The following is a 15818-nucleotide window of genomic DNA, read 5'->3' on the forward strand; positions in this document are numbered from 1 at the left end:
TCGCGTTCCTGCGCGAGCACGAGGACGACCTGGTCCTGTGCGTGCACAACTTCTCCCGCTTCGCCCAGCCCACCGAACTGGACCTGAGCGCCTTCGACGGACGGCACCCGGTGGAGCTCATCGGCGGGGTCCGCTTCCCGGCCATCGGTGAACTCCCCTATCTGCTGACCCTGGCGGGACACGGCTTCTACTGGTTCCGGCTCACCAAGGTGGCATCCCGGATCGGCCGACGAGTTTGAGCCTGCGGCCGAGAGAGGAGGAGGTGTGACCATGCCGAAGACCGCAACCCCGCGACCGAGCACCGCGGGCTTGGCCGGGCCCATGGCCTCGCTCGGGTCGCTGCTGCGCGAATGGCTGCCCTGCCAGCGCTGGTTCGCCGGCAAGGACCGGCCGGTCACCGATCTGCGGCTGCTGTCGATGACCGAGCTGTTCCCCGGCTGTCTGCACCTGCTGGTCCAGGCCGAACACGGCGGCGTCGGCACCGGCCACGGCGGTGTCCCGGCCCCGGCCTGCACGACGGCGCCGCCGCCCGCCGACTGCTACCAGTTGCTGCTCGGCGTGCGGGAACAGCTGGCCCCGCGCCTGCACCGGGCCTTCATCGGCCGTCCGGAGGAAGGGCCGATGGCCGGGCTGGCGGTCTACGACGCGCTGTGCGACCCGCGCTCCGCGCAGCTGCTGCTGGAACGGCTGCGCCACCCCGGCACCTCGGGCCCGCTGCGCTTCGAGGTCGATCCGTCCGTGCTGATCCCCGGGGGCCTGGTGCCGAGGCTGCTGGACGCCGAGCAGTCCAACTCCTCGATCGTGTACGGCGACGAGTTCATCCTGAAGGTCTTCCGCCGCATCCAGCCGGGCGTCAACCCGGACCTGGAGGTGCCGTGGGCGCTGGCCCGGCAGGGGTGCAGCCGGGTTCCCGCCCCGGTGGCCTGGATGCGTACCGGCCAGCCGGAGGAGGCCACCCTGGGCGTGCTCCAACCGTTCCTGCCGGACGCGGCGGACGGCTGGACGCTGGCGCTGCGGGCGCTGGCTACCGGCGACGACTTCACCACCCAGGCGCACCAGTTGGGTCAGGCCACGGCGGAGGTGCACCTGGCACTGGCCGAGGCCTTCCCCACCAGCGGGCACCGGGAGGTCGCCCGGACGGCGACCGCGATGGCCGAGCGGCTGGAGGCGGCGGCGCACAGCGTGGCCGCGCTGCGACCGTACGCGGCGCGGCTGCGGACCGCGTTCGCCGCGCTGGTCAGCTGCGACGCCGGGCCGCCCGCCCAGCGCGTCCACGGCGACCTGCATCTGGGGCAGGTGCTGCGGGCCGGCCGCGAGTGGTTCGTCATCGACTTCGAGGGCGAGCCGTCCCGTCCGCTCGCCGAGCGCCGCCTCCCCGAGTCCCCGGTGCGGGACGTCGCCGGGATGCTGCGCTCCTTCGACTACGCAGCCCGCCAGCGCCGCCCGTGGCGGCCGGAGTGGGCGCGCCGCTGCCGGGAGGCGTACTGCGCCGGCTACGCCTCCCGCGCCGGCTGGGATCCCCGCAAGAAACACGCCCTGCTGCGAGCCTACGAGACGGACCGTGCCGTGTACGAAGTGCTGTACGAGGCCCGGCACCGCCCGGACTGGCTCGCCGTACCGATGGCGGCGATCGAACGTCTCGCCGTGAGAGGAGGCTGAACCGGTGGCACTGCGCGACACGTCACTTCCCGAGCCGTCCGGCCCCGTCCCGCCCGCTGCGGCACGGACCCGGACCCGGACCAAGGCGGCCCGGACGAAGGCGGCCCGGACCAGGACGGCCCCGCCCCTGGACCCCGCCGACCGTGAGCGCCTGCTGTCCGGCGCCCATCACGATCCGCACGCGCTGCTCGGCGCGCATCCGGTGCCGGGCGGGATCGCCGTCCGGGCGCTGCGTCCGTTCGCCGACGCGGTGAGCGCGGTGGTCGACGGCGAGCGCGTCCCGCTCGTCTCCGAGGGCGACGGCCTGTTCTCGGTCGTGCTGCCGTCGGCCGAGATCCCCGCGTACACGCTGGTGGTCACCTACGGGCAGGACGAGTACGAGGTCCACGACCCCTACCGCTTCCTGCCCGCGCTCGGCGAGTTCGACCTGCATCTGATCCGGGAGGGCCGGCACGAGCAGCTGTGGAAGGCGCTGGGCGCGGAGCCGATGGTCCACCAGGGCGTGAGCGGCACGCGGTTCACGGTGTGGGCGCCGAACGCCCGGGGCGTCCGGGTGGCCGCGGACTTCACCTACTGGGACGGGACCACGTTCCCGATGCGCTCCCTGGGCGCGGCGGGCGTGTGGGAGCTGTTCCTGCCGGGTGTCGGCGAGGGCACCCGGTACAAGTTCGAGATCACCTCGCAGTACGGCGGCCGGTTCCTCAAGGCCGACCCGATGGCCCGGCGCACGGAGGTGCCGCCGGACACGGCCTCGATCGTGACCGCCTCGCAGCACGAGTGGGGCGACGCGGAGTGGATGGCCCACCGCGGCGACACGCCGGTGCACGAGGCGCCGTTCTCGGTGTACGAGGTGCATCTGCCGTCCTGGCGGAAGGGGCTGGGCTACCGGGAACTGGCCGAGCAGCTCCCGGCGTACGTGAAGGACCTGGGCTTCACCCACGTGGAGCTGATGCCGGTCGCCGAGCACCCCTTCGGCGGCTCCTGGGGCTACCAGGTGACGTCCTACTACGCCCCGACCTCCCGGCTGGGATCCCCGGACGACTTCCGGTACTTCGTGGACGCCTGCCACCGGGCCGGCATCGGCGTGATCATGGACTGGGTGCCGGCGCACTTCCCCAAGGACGACTGGGCGCTGGCCCGCTTCGACGGGGACCCGCTGTACGAGCCGGGGAACGCCCAGCGCGCCGAGCACCCCGACTGGGGGACGTACGAGTTCGACTACGCCCGTACCGAGGTGCGCAACTTCCTGGTCGCCAACGCCGTGTACTGGTGTGAGGAGTTCCACATCGACGGGCTGCGCGTGGACGCGGTGGCCTCCATGCTCTACCTGGACTACTCGCGCGACTCCGGCCAGTGGACGCCCAACGCCTACGGCGGCCGCGAGGACCTGGACGCGATGGCCTTCCTCCAGGAGATGAACGCCACCGTCTACCGGCGGGCGCCGGGAGTGGTGACCATCGCCGAGGAGTCCACGGCCTGGGGCGGGGTGACCGCGCCGACCGACTGCGGAGGGCTGGGCTTCGGGCTGAAGTGGAACATGGGCTGGATGCACGACTCGCTGCAGTACATGAGCAAGGAGCCGGTGCACCGCAAGTACCACCACCACGAGATGACCTTCGCGATGGTGTACGCCTACAGCGAGAACTACGTGCTGCCGATCTCGCACGACGAGGTGGTGCACGGCAAGCAGGCGCTGGTGTCGAAGATGCCCGGCGACTGGTGGCAGCGCCGTGCCGACCATCGCGCGTACCTCGGCTTCATGTGGGCCCACCCGGGCAAGCAACTGCTGTTCATGGGGCAGGAGTTCGCGCAGGGCGGCGAGTTCTCCGAGGAGCACGGGCCGGAGTGGTGGCTGCTCGACGACGGGTACTGCGCGGCCGGCGACCACCGCGGGGTACGGGACCTGGTGCGTGACCTGAACACGCTCTACCGGGTCACGCCGGCCCTGTGGCAGCTCGACACCCGGCCCGAGGGCTTCCGCTGGGTGGCGGTGGACGCCGCCGACGACAACGTCTACGCCTTCCTGCGCCACGACGCCCAGGGCGCCCCGCTGCTGGCGGTGTCGAACTTCTCGCCGGTCGTACGCCACGACTACCGCCTTCACGTGCCGGGCGACGTCACCGCCTGGTGCGAGGCGCTCAACACCGACGCCGCGCGCTACGGCGGCAGCGACGTCACCAACCCCGACCCGGTCAAACCGGAGGACGGGCACATCCGGCTCACGCTGCCGCCGCTGGCCACGATCTGGCTGACGCCGTATCCCGCCTGAGCGCGCCCGCGCCCCGGGCCGGAACGAACGCGTGTGGCGCGGCCCCATGTGTCCGGTGGCCGTCCCGGGGCAGCCGGGTCCTACGACCCGGCTGCCCGGCCGGTGGTCGGGGCGCGGACGGAAGGGGCGGCGAGAGGTGCGGACCGTCGGAGTGGAGGAGGAGCTCCTCCTGGTCGCCCCGGACAGTGGTGAGCCCAGAGCCCTGTCTGCGGCGGTGCTCGCGCACGCGGAGGCGGCCGACGCGAGCCAGGACGTGTTCGAGAAGGAGCTGTACGGCCAGATGCTGGAGTTCGCCACGCATCCGCAGACGGACATGGCGGAACTCGGCGCGGAGATCGTGCGCTGCCGCAAGGAGGCCGCCCGGCACGCCGGGGAGATCGGCTGCGCGGTCGCCGCACTGGCCACCTCCCCGCTGCCGGTCAGCCCCACCATCAGCGTCAACCGCCGCTACCAGTGGCTGGCCGAGCAGTACGCCATCGCCACCAGGGAACAGCTCGTCTGCGGAATGCACGTGCATGTGGCCGTGGAGTCGGACGAGGAGGGCGTCGCGGTCGTGGACCGGATCCGGCCGTGGCTGCCGGTGCTGCTGGCGATCAGTGCCAACTCCCCGTTCTGGCAGGGCGAGGACACCCGCTACGACAGCTACCGCAGCCGGGTGTGGGACCGCTGGCCGTCGGCCGGGCCGACCGAGCTGTTCGGGTCGGCCGAGCGCTACCACCGGCGGGTGGCGGACATGGTGGCCACCGGGGTCATCCTCGACGAGAAGATGGCCTACTTCGACGCCCGGCTGTCCGAGCGCTATCCGACGGTGGAGATCCGGGTCGCGGACGTGTGTCTGCACGCCGACACCGCCCAGCTCGTGGCGACCCTCGCCCGCGCCCTGGTGGAGACCGCCGCCGGCGAATGGCGGGCGGGCCGCGAGCCGGTGGACCACAGTGTGAGCCTGCTGCGGCTGGCCGCCTGGCAGTCGGCGCGCGCCGGGCTGGCGCGGGAACTGCTGCATCCGCTGACGATGCGGCGGCTGCCCGCGGAGGCGGTGGTGCGGGCGCTGCTGGACCACGTCGGCGACGCGCTCGCCGGCAGCGGGGATCTGGACCGGGCCCGCGAGGCCACCCGGCGGCTGCTGCGGCGCGGCAACGGCGCCCGGGTGCAGCGCGAGGTGCTCGAGCGGACCGGGAGCCTGCGGGACGTCGTCGCCGCGTGCGTGCGCCTGACCCAGGCCTGACTCAGAAGAAGATCAGGCCCAGGGCGTAGGCCAGGAAGCCGAAGGCGAGCACCAGCACGAGGAGGAGGATGACGGCGAGCGGGGCCTTGGCCCACCCTCTGGAGGTGCTGTCCGGCTGGCGGGGCCCCGCCTCGGGCATGCTGCTCTCCGCGGGCGGGGTCTCGCCCGGCGGGACCCCACCCCCCGGTTCCAGGCCGGGAGTCCGTTCGGGATCGGGATCTGGGTTGACGTAACTCATGCCGGACGGGTTTCCCCGAACGGGCCCGGATCACAAAACAGCCACATCGCCGTTCCGGGCCCCCGGCCGCGCTTAGCTGGGCTAGATTCGACGCGCCGACAACGGCACTCACCTGCGGAGTCACTCTCCGTACACACCAGGAGCAGCGCATGCGCGACTTCGCCCTCGCTCCGCCCGCCGTCTCCCTGCTGACCGGCGGGCTCGCCGACAGCGTCTTCGAGACCGCCGAGATGCGTCCCCTCCATCCGGTGCTCGCCCGCCGGGCCTCCCCCGGATCCGCCGAGTGGCAGGAGGTGACCGCCGTGGAGCTGCGGGACCAGGTGTCGGACCTGGCCCGCGGACTGGTCGCGTCCGGGATCGCGCCGGGCCACCGGGTGGCGGTCATGGCGCGCACCCGGTACGAGTGGACGGTCCTCTCCTACGCGCTGTGGGCGGTCGGGGCGGAGGTCGTCCCGATCCATCCGACCTCCTCGCGGGACCAGGTCGAGTGGATCCTGCGGGACGCCGGATGCGTGGCGGTGGCCGTCGAGGACGAGCAGGGTGTGATGACGGTCGGCTCCGTGTGCGCGTCGCTGCCCCTGCTGCGGCATGTGTGGCAGCTGGACGCGGGCGCCCTGGAGGAGCTGGTCGCGCGGGGCGTGCCGGTGCCGCCGACCACGGTCGACTCGATGCGCCGGATCGTGCTGCCGGACGCCACCGCGGTGATCGCCTACACCTCCGGCTCCTCCGGCCGACCCCTGGGCTGCGCGCTGAGCCACCGGGCGCTGGCCAGCCCCTGTGACACGCTGCTGGCGGGCTGGGGGCACACCACTGCCCCTCCGGGCGAGCAGGCCTCCGTCCTCGCGTTCCTGCCGTTCTCCCATGTGTACGGACTGATGATCCAGGGCATCTGCGTCCGCGGCGGCCTCCTGATGGGTCACGAACCCGATCTGGGCGAGGCGGCGCTGGCGTCGGCCCTGCGGTCCTTCCGGCCGACGTACTTCTACGCCGTCCCGTCCGTCTTCGAGAAGCTGTACAAGAACTTCCTGCGCACCTCGCAGCAGGCGGGCCGGGGCGCGCTGTTCGAACGGGCGGCCCAGACGGCGCGGGACTTCGCGGCGGCGCTGGAGCGGCAGCGGCTCGGCCGGGGCCCGGGCCCCGGGTTCGACCTGCGCTTGCAGCACGCCCTGTACGAGCGGACCGTGTACCGCCGGCTGCGCGCCGCGCTCGGCGGCAGGGTCGGCCGCGCGACCTCCGGAGGCTCCCCGCTGAGCCGGGAACTCTCCCTGTTCTACGAGGGCATCGGGATCTACGTGCACGACGGGTACGGGCTCACGGAGACCGCGGGCGGCATCACCATGCAGCCGTTCGGCCGGGAGAAGTCGGGCACCGTCGGCCGGGCCCTGCCGGGCACCGAGATCCAGGTGGCCGGCGACGGGGAGATCCTGGTGCGGGGCCCTTCGCTGTTCCAGGGGTACGTGGGCGACGAGGCCGCCACCCGGGCCGCGGTGCGCGACGGCTGGCTGGCGACCGGTGACATCGGCCACCTGGACTCCGAGGGGTATCTGACGATCACCGGGCGCAAGAAGGACGTCATCATCACCAGCAGCGGCAAGAGCGTGGCTCCGGCCCCGCTGGAGCAGCGCCTGAGGATGCACCCGCTGGTGCACCAGGCGGTCGTCGTGGGTGACAACCGGCCGTGCGTGGGTGCGCTGATCACCCTGGACCCGGAGTTCCTGGCGCACTGGCGCGCCTCGCTCACGGTCCAGGGCGACGCCCCGAACCGTGAGGCACGCGAGGAGAACGCGCTGCGCGAGGAAGTCGGCCGGGCGGTCGCGGCCGCCAACAGTGCGGTGTCCCGTTCGGAGTCCATCCGGGTCTTCCGGGTGCTGCCCGAGCCCTTCGACGTGGCCGGCGGCCTGCTCACGCCGTCGATGAAGCTGCGCCGCGACGCCATCGTGGAGCGCTACGCCTTCGAGATCGACGCCATGTACCAGGCCCGCTCCCCTCGTCGGCGCCACCCGCCGGCCGAGGATCCGACAGCGGACTGGGACGACTCCGACGACGTCTTCCGCTGAGACGAGCCCGGGACGAGGCCGGACGAGCCCCGCGGCAGGCCGACGCGTAGCCTCCCCACCCACGGGAACTAGACAGGTGGACGGACGGGAGGGAAGCGAAGGACGACGAAGCCCCGCTCGCGCGGGGCCGGGAAGGCGAGATGGCAACCGAGCCGCCTGGGGACGACACACTGGCTACCGAGGGGATTCCGAGCCGCACCGCTCACTTCACCGGTGAGCTGCACCATGTGACCGGCGCGCGGCTCGCCGCGGAGGAGTTCCTCGACGACCTCGCGCGCACCTCGCTGCCGGCGGCCCCCGAACACTGGGACGACATCCTGCTGGTCGTGACCGAACTGGCCGCGAACGCCGTGCAGTACGCGCCCGGACCGTTCGTGCTGCGCATGCGCCGGACCTTCGACGGGGTCCATGTCACGCTGACCGATACGAGTAGCACCCCGCCGGCCCCGCGCCCGTTCCGTCCCAGCACCGGCGGCGGAGGGATCGGCTGGCATCTGATCCACACGCTGAGCGACCAGGTGAGCGTCGTGGTCAACGACAACGGGAAGGACGTGCACGTGTTCCTGCCGTGGTGAACACGGCCCTCCCGGGCTTTCCGGCGTCGACTCCCCGGGGGCGGTGAACGTGTGCGCATGACAGGGCGGTCGGGGGGTACACGCGGGTGCGCAGCCAGCACTCGTTGGAGGTATTCGTGCCCATTGCCCAGAACCCGCTGTCCGTTGAGGTCACCGTGCCCCGGGAGGACGTCGCCCTGCTCACGGCCCAGGGCTATCTGGACGTCGACACCGCTACCGAGCTCCAGGCCCACCTGGCCAACCAGCTCCATCACGGCCGCCGGCACTTCCTGCTCGACCTGTCCGGCGTCCCGTTCATGGACTCCTCGGGCATGAACATCATTCTGCGGGTGTACCAGGAGGTGCGCGACCGCCCGGGCAGCGTGCACATCATCGCGCCGACCCCGCCCGTGCGGCGCGTCCTCGACCTGACCGGGGTCAGCATCACGGTGCCCGTCTCGGAGACCGTCGACGAGGCGCTCGCCCTGGTCGACGGGGAGCGGGAAGGACTCACCCCGGCCGGCGGGGACCAGGAGGCAGGAGACGAGGCCGGGTAAGTCGGGTCATGCATCCGGACACGGCCGCTTCTGGTGCGGTTGCGGCCTTCGACGGGCATCGTGGTGCTCGACAGGAAGGATGAACACCGTGACACGACCCAGGATCCTGGTGGTGGGCGCGGGCTTCGCCGGCGTGGGATGCGTGCGCCGCCTGGAGCGCAGGCTCGCCCCCCGGGAGGCCGACGTCACCCTGGTGACGCCGTCCGCCTACCAGCTCTATCTGCCGCTGCTCCCCCAGGTCGCCTCCGGCGTGCTGACGCCCCAGTCGATCGCCGTCTCGCTGCGCCGCAGCGAGAAGTACCGCACCCGGATCATCCCGGGCGGGGCCATCGGCGTGGACCTGAAGGCGAAGGTGTGCGTCGTCCGCACCATCACCGGCCGCATCGTCGACGAGCCGTACGACTACATCGTGCTGGCCCCCGGAAGCATCACCCGCACATTCGACATCCCCGGTCTGACGGACAACGCCTTCGGCATGAAGACGCTCGCCGAGGCCGCCTACATCCGGGACCACGTCATCACACAGCTCGACCTGGCCGACGCCAGCGACGACCCGGCCGAGCGCGCCTCGCGACTGCAGTTCGTGGTCGTCGGCGGCGGGTACGCCGGCACCGAGACCGCCGCCTGCCTCCAGCGCCTGACGCACGCCGCCGTCAAGCGCTACCCGCGCCTGGATCCGGCGCTGATCAAGTGGCATCTGATCGACATCGCGCCCCGGCTGATGCCGGAGCTGGGCGAGAAGCTGGGCCGCAGTGCCCAGGAGGACCTGCGCCGGCGGGGCGTCGAGATCTCCTTGGGTGTGTCCATCGCCAAGGCCGGCCCGGAGGAGGTCACCTTCACCGACGGCCGGGTCGTGCCCACCCACACCCTGATCTGGACCGCGGGGGTGGCGGCGAGCCCGCTCATCGCCACCCTCGGTGCGGAGACGGTCAAGGGACGGCTCGCGGTGACCGCCGAGATGTGTCTGCCCGGCCACGACGGGGTGTTCGCACTCGGCGACTCCGCGGCCGTGCCGGACCTGGCCAAGGGCGACGGTGCGGTGTGCCCGCCCACCGCGCAGCACGCCATGCGGCAGGGCAAGCGCGTCGCCGAGAACCTCATCGCGACGTTGCGGGGCCTGCCGATGCGGCCGTACGAGCACAAGGACCTGGGCCTGGTGGTGGATCTGGGCGGGGCGGACGCGGTCGCCAAGCCGCTGGGTGTCGAGCTGCACGGGGTGCCGGCCCAACTGGTGACCCGCGGCTACCACCTGGGGGCGCTGCGCACCAACGTCGCCAAGGCCCGCGTCGCCACGAACTGGATGCTCAACGCGATCGCCGGCGACGACTTCGTCCGCACCGGCTTCCAGGCCCGCCGGCCCGCCAACCTCAAGGACTTCGAGTACACAGACGCGTACATGTCCAACGAGCAGGTACGCGAGTACGTCGAACGCACCCGTCCCAGGACCGCCTGACCCCGCACGGCCCCGGCGCCCGCGCCCACCCGCACCCGGGCCCACCTGCGGGCATGCGATGCTGTGGCGAGGGGGCATCCGGATCGGCACCGGCAACGGGAGAGTACGGCGGCGTGAGTGCGGTGAAGGGGTCGGTCTGGGTACGGCTGCGCGATCGCGTCACGGCCTCCGACCCGGGGCTGCTGAGGCTGGCCGCGGGCTCGCGGACAGCGGGCTCGATCGCGCTCACGCTCGCCGCGCTCACCGCGCTGCGCGTACCGGTCGCCCATCTGGTGGCGGGCGCGATCGCGTCCATGGCGGCCTCCTTCGCCATCCGCGAGAAGCAGCGCGCCCGCCAGGCGGTCACGCTCGCCGTGGGCCTGCCCGTGGCGCTGGTGTCCGTGTCGCTGGCGGCGCTGCTCAACCGGCAGGTGGTGGCCGGGGACATCTTCTTCGTCGTCCTGATCTTCTGCGCCGTCTACAGCCGGCGGTTCGGTGACCGGGGCAACGCGCTCGGCCTGATCGGCTTCCAGATCTACTTCATGTCCCTGTTCGTCGGCGCCACCGCGGCCACGCTGCCGCGTCTGTACAGCGTCGTCACGATCGCCTTCGCCGCCAGCGCCCTGGTGCGTTTCGTGATCGTCTACGAGACTCCGGCAGGCATCCTGCTACGGCTGCGCGAGGCCTTCCGGGTGCGCCTGGCCCAGTTGCTGTGGGCGCAGCTGGAGCTGCTGGACGCCGGGCCCGACGAGGCGGACAAGGCCCTGGAGGCCGTGCGCGAGGGCACCGCCCGGTTGCACGAGACGGCCCTGATGATCCAGGGCCGGCTGGAGGAGGGCACCTCCGACGCGTCCGTGGCCCGGCTGGTCCAGCGGCGGATCGCGGACGCCGAGATCGCCGCCGAACGGCTGGGTCTGCTCCTGCTGACCGCCCGCAGCCGTCAACGCGCCGACACGCTCACGCTCCACCTGCCGGGCGCCCCCGTCCCGCCGGGCGGGCGGCTGCCGGCGCGGGACGAGGCGACCGGCACGCTGCGTCGCGACCTGGGCGCGCTGGCGATGCTCACGCTGCGGCCCGTCGGGGAGGGCGGCGGGACCGCGATGGTCCATGTGCGCAACCGGCTCCTCGGCTACCGCGAGGAGGAGAACCTGCCGTCCGCCCCGCCCGCCGTGCAGGACGTCTTCCGCGGCATCGGCGAGGCCGCCCGGGCGGTGCTGGGACTGCGGATGGCGCTGGCCGTGGCGCCGGACGACGAGTCCGACGACGCCCCCGCCACCATCCGCTCGCGCGAGGAACTGGAGGCCGAACACGCCTCCATCACCGGCTCCGAGGAAGGCGAGCGGGAACAGGAAGAGCCCATGACCGGGCTGCGCCGGCCCACCACACGGGCGGCCGTGCAGGTCGCGGTGGGCTCGGCACTGGCCATCGCCGGCGGCGAGTTCCTGTCCTTCCAGCGCTGGTACTGGGCGGTGCTGACCTGCTGGATCGTGTTCATCAACACCTCGTCCACGGGCGAGATCGTGGTCAAGGGCTACCGCCGGCTGCTGGGGACGGTGCTCGGGGTGGTGGCCGGTATCGTCCTGGCCGGGCTGGTCGGGCCGCACACCTGGCCGGCGCTGGCGCTGGTGCTGCTCTTCGTGTTCGCGATGTTCTACACGGCCCCGCTGTCGTTCACGCTGTCGTCCTTCTTCGTCACCGCGGCACTGGGCCTGCTGTACACGCTGCTGCACACCTACAGCACCGCGGTGCTGGTGCTGCGCATCGAGGAGACCGCGCTGGGCGCGGCCTGCGGGATCATCGCCGCGGCGGTGGTGCTGCCGGTGGGCACCGACCGCCGTACGGACGAGCTGCTCGTCACCGTGCTGGAGCGGCTCTCGGACATCGCCAGGGCCGCGGTGGACCAGCTCAGCGGCGGACCGGGGGCGGATCTGCTGGACCAGGCGCGCGAGCTGGACAAGGCCCTGGGGGACCTGCGGTCGGCCGTGCAGCCGCTGACGCACCCGATCAGCCCGCTGCGGTCGCGGCGCAACACGGCCCAGTACCTGCTCGCACTCCTGGAGACCTGCGCCTACCACGCCCGCACGCTGGCCGCGACGGCCGAGCTGCTGCCCACCCACCCCTCGATCGCGGCGGATCCGCGGCTGCGCCAGGTGTGCCGCCGCATCAGCGGCAACATCGACACGCTCATCGCCCATCTGTCCGACGAGCGCGCCGCCGCCCCGGTCGAGACCGGTCCGAGCATCGCCTCCCTGCTGGGAGCGGACGGGACGCCCGGCACACCTCGCTACGGCCGTGTCACCGACCGGGTGCTGCGCCATCTGCAACGCCTGGACGAGTCGGTGGTCGGTCTGGCCCGCCCCCTGCGCGTCCCGGTACGGAGCCTGCGGAGCTGAACGGGTCGGTGCCACGTCTGACCGGCGCGGGGCGGGGAACACGGAGCAGATGAACGAAGACGAGCTTCCGCCCGATGACCGGGCCGTGCAGGTGTACCTCGACCTGTTGCGGATCCGGATGCCCGAAGAGGACTACGAACGCCTGCTCGCCGTCGTCGCCCCGGTCCTGCGGGCCATTCACGAACAGGGCGAGCAGGGGGTGCCCACCGCGGACTTCCCGCTGGACGGCCCCCAGACCCAGGGCCTGCCTCAGGAGATCAGGGACGAGGCCGCCCTGGTCATCGCCACCGCCGTCACCGGCCGGCTCGACAACGAGCTGGTCGTCCTGGACATCGAGGAGACCGGCCCGGTCCGGGTCGTCACCGACGCGGCGACCGCCTCGGACCCGGCCCGCCTGACCGAGATAGCCGACTACCTGCGCGATCGTCACCGGGAGACCGAGGAGCTGCGCGGCATCGCCGAGGCGAGCGGCCTGTCCACGGACTTCTGACCACTCACGCGACCGTCGGCCGGGACCCGTTGCCGCGCCGGTTCGCCCGTTCCGCCAGCACCTCGTCACGCACCCGTGCGCAGCTGCGGCTGATGAGCCGGGAGACGTGCATCTGGGAGATGCCCAGCCGGTCGGCGATGCGGCTCTGCGTCATGTCCTCGAAGAAGCGCATGTAGAGGATGGCGCGTTCGCGTTCGGGGAGCCGGCGCAACCCTGCCTTCGCGGACTCCCGGTCGACGACGACGTCGTAGGAGGTGTCCGCGGAGCCGAGCGTGTCGGCGAGGCTGTAGCCGTCGGCACCGGTGGACAGCTCGGCGTCCAGGGAGAGCGTGCTGAAGCTCTCCAGCGCCTCCATCCCGGTGCCGACCTCCTCCTCCGTCAGTCCGGTGTGGGCGGCGATGGCGGCGACCGAGGGTTCGGGGCTGCCGGGGTTCTGGGTGAGTTCGCGGCGGGCCACCCGCACCTTGTTGCGCAGTTCCTGCACGCGGCGGGGCACCCTCAGGGCCCACATCCGGTCCCGGAAGTGCCGCTTGACCTCACCGGTGATGGTGGGCACGGCGTAGCTCTCGAACGCCCCGCGGTCCGGGTCGAACCGGTCGATGGCCTTGACCAGCCCCAGCGCCGCGACCTGCCGCAGGTCCTCGATCGACTCCCCGCGGTCGCGGAAACGGCCCGCGATGCGGTGGGCCATGGGCAGCCACGCGGTCACGAGTGCGTCGCGCACCGCATCGCGTTCGGGACCCTCCTGCAGCTCGGCGAGGCGGTGGAAGAGGGCCGCGGTGTCGGGTGCGTCGTCGTGGAGCCGCCGGGCGGGAGCGGCATGGTCTTCAGGGACGCCATGACGGTTTGTCGACCTATCAATGAGCATGCGGAATCGCTCCTGAACGATTTCAGGGAATGACCGCGGAAGGGGGGACGCTGTCCGGGTGACCTGGAGGCCGTCGGGCGGCAGCCCTACCGCTCCCGCTGGCGCCTCCGGTCCGAAGCACGAGGTTTCGTCTGCCCTGGAGTATCAGGAACAAACGCCGCATTCGGTGCCGCTTCGCAGCGGGTCTGCCGCGGCGCCGTGCCGGACCGGATCGGATCGACTTCTTCGTACGGGTTGGGGGGAGCCACCGGTTCGGACGGGTTCGCGGGAACCGCGTCGGACCGGATCAGACCAGCGGCACCACCACGCTGATGCATTTGCCGCCGGAGGGCAGGTCGGACACCTGCACATCGCGCGAGAGCCGGCACACGATCGGCCAGCCGTGGCCGCCCACCCGGCGCCGGCCGTGGCCGTCCACGGGCGGCCGGACCACCGGTAGCCGGTCACTGCGGTCGCTGACGCAGACGCGCACGTCCCGTCCGACCACGTCCACGTGGAAGTCCGTCACGCCGCCGCCGTGCAGGATCGCGTTGGTCGTGAGTTCGGAGGCGACGAGCTGGGCGTCGGAGACGGCGTGCGCGTCGCACGGCCCGCCCGTCCGGCAGCACTCACTGATCGCGCGTTCCACCGCGCGGCGGACGTCGGCCGGCCTGCACGGCCCGGGCTGCCGTCCGGTCCGGTCCACGGCGGACCGCGCTGCGGCGCCGGGGGTGATCCAGTGCTTGTCGCACATCTCCTCGCTCCCTGGATGGTGAACTCACCGGACGATGAAGAACACGGCCGGACCGGTGGCCGACCCGTCGGCGGGCCGGGGGCCTCGTGCCCTGCGACTGCGCGGGGGCCTCTCCGTTCGGCTAGCCTCTCCGGGCTGCGCCAAACATCCCGGCTCCCGGTGGCGAGCGGCGGGGGCGAGCGATCGCGGCGCTGCTGCGCGGGTATGTGAACGGCATGACTGAAGTCGTGGACTCAGACGAGCTGCTGCGGCGCATGCAGCGCGCCAGGCGCTGTGCGGAGCAGGAGGAGCACCGGTGGCGCGTCCGCCGCGACAGGCTCGGGCCGACCGATCCGGACGGGGCGCGGGAGGCCGCCGTGCGCGTGCTCTCGTACGAGACCGTGCTGAGGGTGCTGGACGAGATCCTCACTCCCGGCAGGCACGAGCAGGCCTGACGGGCGGGCGCGGGCCCGCCTCGCGGAGGGTCCACGGTGTGCCGGCTGTCGCGCCGCACACCGCGGCCCCCCGGGCAGCCGTGTCACGGCCGCGGATACATGTGTCACGACTGCCGGGCGAGTGAATCCGGTCACGTGAGCCGGTTCCGAGTACGTCAACCCCTCCGAGATGGTTTACGGTTCATACATACGCGGTGACGGGGTCGACCCGAAGTGTCCTCCGTACACCGCCGCATACGGCCCTGGCTGGCTTCCCCCGTCCAGCCAGGGCTTTTTCATGCCCGCGCGGCGCCGCACCCGGCGTCCCGCCGGACGAGGCCGTGCCCGCCGAGGTGCCCGGGGCGCCCGTAACGGATGAAATGGGCGTAGGCACATGCGCGGATCCCGACGCCGGCAAGGAGCCTCCGGTCATGACCAAAGCGATAAAACTGCTCACCGCCCTCCCCCACAGGCAGCGCGAACGCCTGATGGAGCTGGCGAAGGAGGTGTCCTTCCCCGAGGACACCAGGATCTTCGAGGCAGGCGGCACGGCAGACCGGTTCTGGGTCATCCGCTCCGGCGCCGTCCACCTCGACCAGCAGGTCACGCCGCTCCGGCGGGTGACCGTGGCGAGTCTGGGCGCGGGCGACCTGCTCGGCTGGTCCTGGCTGTTCCCGCCGTACGAGTGGGACTTCGGGGCCGAGGCCTTCAGTCCCGTGCGGGCCTACGAGTTCGACGGGCCGGCCGTGATGGCGCTGTGTGTGGAGGACCCGCTGCTCGGGCTGTCCCTGGTGCGCACCGTCGCCGAGATCCTCGCCCACCGGCTGGAGACGACCCGGGTGAGGCTCATGGAGCAGTACACGATCCCCCGGCGCGGCCTCTGAGGGCCGATCGCGAGCGTCGTCGACGCCCGTGATCAGCACACCTGGG

Annotated in this window: 15 protein-coding genes; 12 read left to right on the top strand and 3 right to left on the bottom strand. The window is 72.3% G+C overall.

The genetic code is table 11. The features are described 5' to 3' along the window. From ACWDUZ_RS03950 to ACWDUZ_RS03965, 4 genes are all read left to right on the top strand, one after another. Positions 1-239: alpha-glucosidase C-terminal domain-containing protein (locus ACWDUZ_RS03950; protein ID WP_451630187.1), on the top strand; the 239-nt coding region annotated here is incomplete at its 5' end. Positions 240-270: 31 nt separating this feature from the next. Further along, positions 271-1659, top strand: a complete 1389-nt coding sequence (locus ACWDUZ_RS03955) for a maltokinase N-terminal cap-like domain-containing protein (protein WP_451630188.1) — start codon at positions 271-273, stop codon at positions 1657-1659. A 4-nt stretch (positions 1660-1663) separates the two neighbouring features. Beyond that, entirely contained in the window at positions 1664-3928 is a 2265-nt protein-coding gene (glgB, locus tag ACWDUZ_RS03960) for a 1,4-alpha-glucan branching enzyme (protein WP_451630189.1), read from the top strand. A gap of 136 nt (positions 3929-4064) precedes the next feature. Continuing rightward, positions 4065-5153: a glutamate--cysteine ligase 2 gene (locus ACWDUZ_RS03965; RefSeq protein ID WP_451630190.1), complete on the top strand. Its 1089-nt coding sequence runs from the start codon at positions 4065-4067 to the stop codon at positions 5151-5153. Between the two features lies 1 nt (position 5154). Here ACWDUZ_RS03965 and ACWDUZ_RS03970 read toward each other — a convergent pair whose 3' ends face one another. Then, positions 5155-5391 (bottom strand): DUF6480 family protein, encoded by a 237-nt coding sequence (locus tag ACWDUZ_RS03970; RefSeq protein ID WP_451630191.1) that lies wholly within the window; start codon positions 5389-5391, stop codon positions 5155-5157. A gap of 149 nt (positions 5392-5540) precedes the next feature. Here ACWDUZ_RS03970 and ACWDUZ_RS03975 point away from each other — a divergent pair, with 149 nt between their 5' ends. The 6 genes from ACWDUZ_RS03975 to ACWDUZ_RS04000 all read left to right on the top strand — a co-directional run bounded on the left by ACWDUZ_RS03975 (position 5541) and on the right by ACWDUZ_RS04000 (position 12874). Then, the gene (locus tag ACWDUZ_RS03975; RefSeq protein ID WP_451630192.1) at positions 5541-7448 is read left to right on the top strand and encodes an AMP-dependent synthetase/ligase; all 1908 of its coding nucleotides are present in this window, start codon (positions 5541-5543) and stop codon (positions 7446-7448) included. A 140-nt stretch (positions 7449-7588) separates the two neighbouring features. Further along, positions 7589-8023 (top strand): ATP-binding protein, encoded by a 435-nt coding sequence (locus ACWDUZ_RS03980; RefSeq protein WP_451630193.1) that lies wholly within the window; start codon positions 7589-7591, stop codon positions 8021-8023. A gap of 116 nt (positions 8024-8139) precedes the next feature. Then, positions 8140-8559: an STAS domain-containing protein gene (locus ACWDUZ_RS03985; protein ID WP_451630194.1), complete on the top strand. Its 420-nt coding sequence runs from the start codon at positions 8140-8142 to the stop codon at positions 8557-8559. Positions 8560-8638: 79 nt separating this feature from the next. Beyond that, the gene (locus tag ACWDUZ_RS03990; protein WP_451630195.1) at positions 8639-10012 is read left to right on the top strand and encodes an NAD(P)/FAD-dependent oxidoreductase; all 1374 of its coding nucleotides are present in this window, start codon (positions 8639-8641) and stop codon (positions 10010-10012) included. A gap of 146 nt (positions 10013-10158) precedes the next feature. Further along, positions 10159-12384, top strand: a complete 2226-nt coding sequence (locus tag ACWDUZ_RS03995) for an FUSC family protein (protein ID WP_451630469.1) — start codon at positions 10159-10161, stop codon at positions 12382-12384. A gap of 49 nt (positions 12385-12433) precedes the next feature. Beyond that, positions 12434-12874, top strand: coding sequence for a hypothetical protein (locus ACWDUZ_RS04000; RefSeq protein ID WP_451630196.1), 441 nt, complete (start codon positions 12434-12436; stop codon positions 12872-12874). 4 nt (positions 12875-12878) lie between these two features. Here the strand turns inward: ACWDUZ_RS04000 and ACWDUZ_RS04005 are convergent, their stop codons facing one another. Both ACWDUZ_RS04005 and ACWDUZ_RS04010 read right to left on the bottom strand, forming a co-directional pair. Further along, on the bottom strand, positions 12879-13742 hold the full coding sequence (locus tag ACWDUZ_RS04005) for a SigB/SigF/SigG family RNA polymerase sigma factor (protein ID WP_451630197.1): 864 nt from the start codon (positions 13740-13742) through the stop codon (positions 12879-12881). Between the two features lie 286 nt (positions 13743-14028). Further along, the gene (locus ACWDUZ_RS04010; protein ID WP_451630198.1) at positions 14029-14475 is read right to left on the bottom strand and encodes an ATP-binding protein; all 447 of its coding nucleotides are present in this window, start codon (positions 14473-14475) and stop codon (positions 14029-14031) included. Between the two features lie 215 nt (positions 14476-14690). On the opposite strand from ACWDUZ_RS04010, the gene ACWDUZ_RS04015 reads away from it, so the two are divergent. Continuing rightward, entirely contained in the window at positions 14691-14909 is a 219-nt protein-coding gene (locus ACWDUZ_RS04015) for a 3-deoxy-D-manno-octulosonic acid transferase (protein ID WP_451630199.1), read from the top strand. A 410-nt stretch (positions 14910-15319) separates the two neighbouring features. Beyond that, positions 15320-15772 carry a cyclic nucleotide-binding domain-containing protein gene (locus ACWDUZ_RS04020; protein WP_451630200.1) on the top strand — a complete coding sequence of 151 codons (453 nt, stop codon included), beginning with the start codon at positions 15320-15322 and terminating at the stop codon, positions 15770-15772. Positions 15773-15818 lie beyond the last annotated feature (46 nt).

It is taken from the genome of Streptomyces sp. NPDC003393 (assembly GCF_053589015.1).

Excerpts from the sequence above, each read along its gene's own strand:
- ACWDUZ_RS04020 (WP_451630200.1), top strand. The coding sequence starts at position 15,320 with ATGACCAAAGCGATAAAACTGCTCACCGCCCTCCCCCACAGGCAGCGC.
- ACWDUZ_RS04010 (WP_451630198.1), bottom strand. The coding sequence starts at position 14,475 with ATGTGCGACAAGCACTGGATCACCCCCGGCGCCGCAGCGCGGTCCGCC.
- ACWDUZ_RS04005 (WP_451630197.1), bottom strand. The coding sequence starts at position 13,742 with ATGCTCATTGATAGGTCGACAAACCGTCATGGCGTCCCTGAAGACCAT.
- ACWDUZ_RS04000 (WP_451630196.1), top strand. The coding sequence starts at position 12,434 with ATGAACGAAGACGAGCTTCCGCCCGATGACCGGGCCGTGCAGGTGTAC.
- ACWDUZ_RS03955 (WP_451630188.1), top strand. The coding sequence starts at position 271 with ATGCCGAAGACCGCAACCCCGCGACCGAGCACCGCGGGCTTGGCCGGG.
- ACWDUZ_RS03990 (WP_451630195.1), top strand. The coding sequence starts at position 8,639 with ATGAACACCGTGACACGACCCAGGATCCTGGTGGTGGGCGCGGGCTTC.
- ACWDUZ_RS03975 (WP_451630192.1), top strand. The coding sequence starts at position 5,541 with ATGCGCGACTTCGCCCTCGCTCCGCCCGCCGTCTCCCTGCTGACCGGC.
- ACWDUZ_RS04015 (WP_451630199.1), top strand. The coding sequence starts at position 14,691 with ATGACTGAAGTCGTGGACTCAGACGAGCTGCTGCGGCGCATGCAGCGC.
- ACWDUZ_RS03970 (WP_451630191.1), bottom strand. The coding sequence starts at position 5,391 with ATGAGTTACGTCAACCCAGATCCCGATCCCGAACGGACTCCCGGCCTG.
- ACWDUZ_RS03980 (WP_451630193.1), top strand. The coding sequence starts at position 7,589 with ATGGCAACCGAGCCGCCTGGGGACGACACACTGGCTACCGAGGGGATT.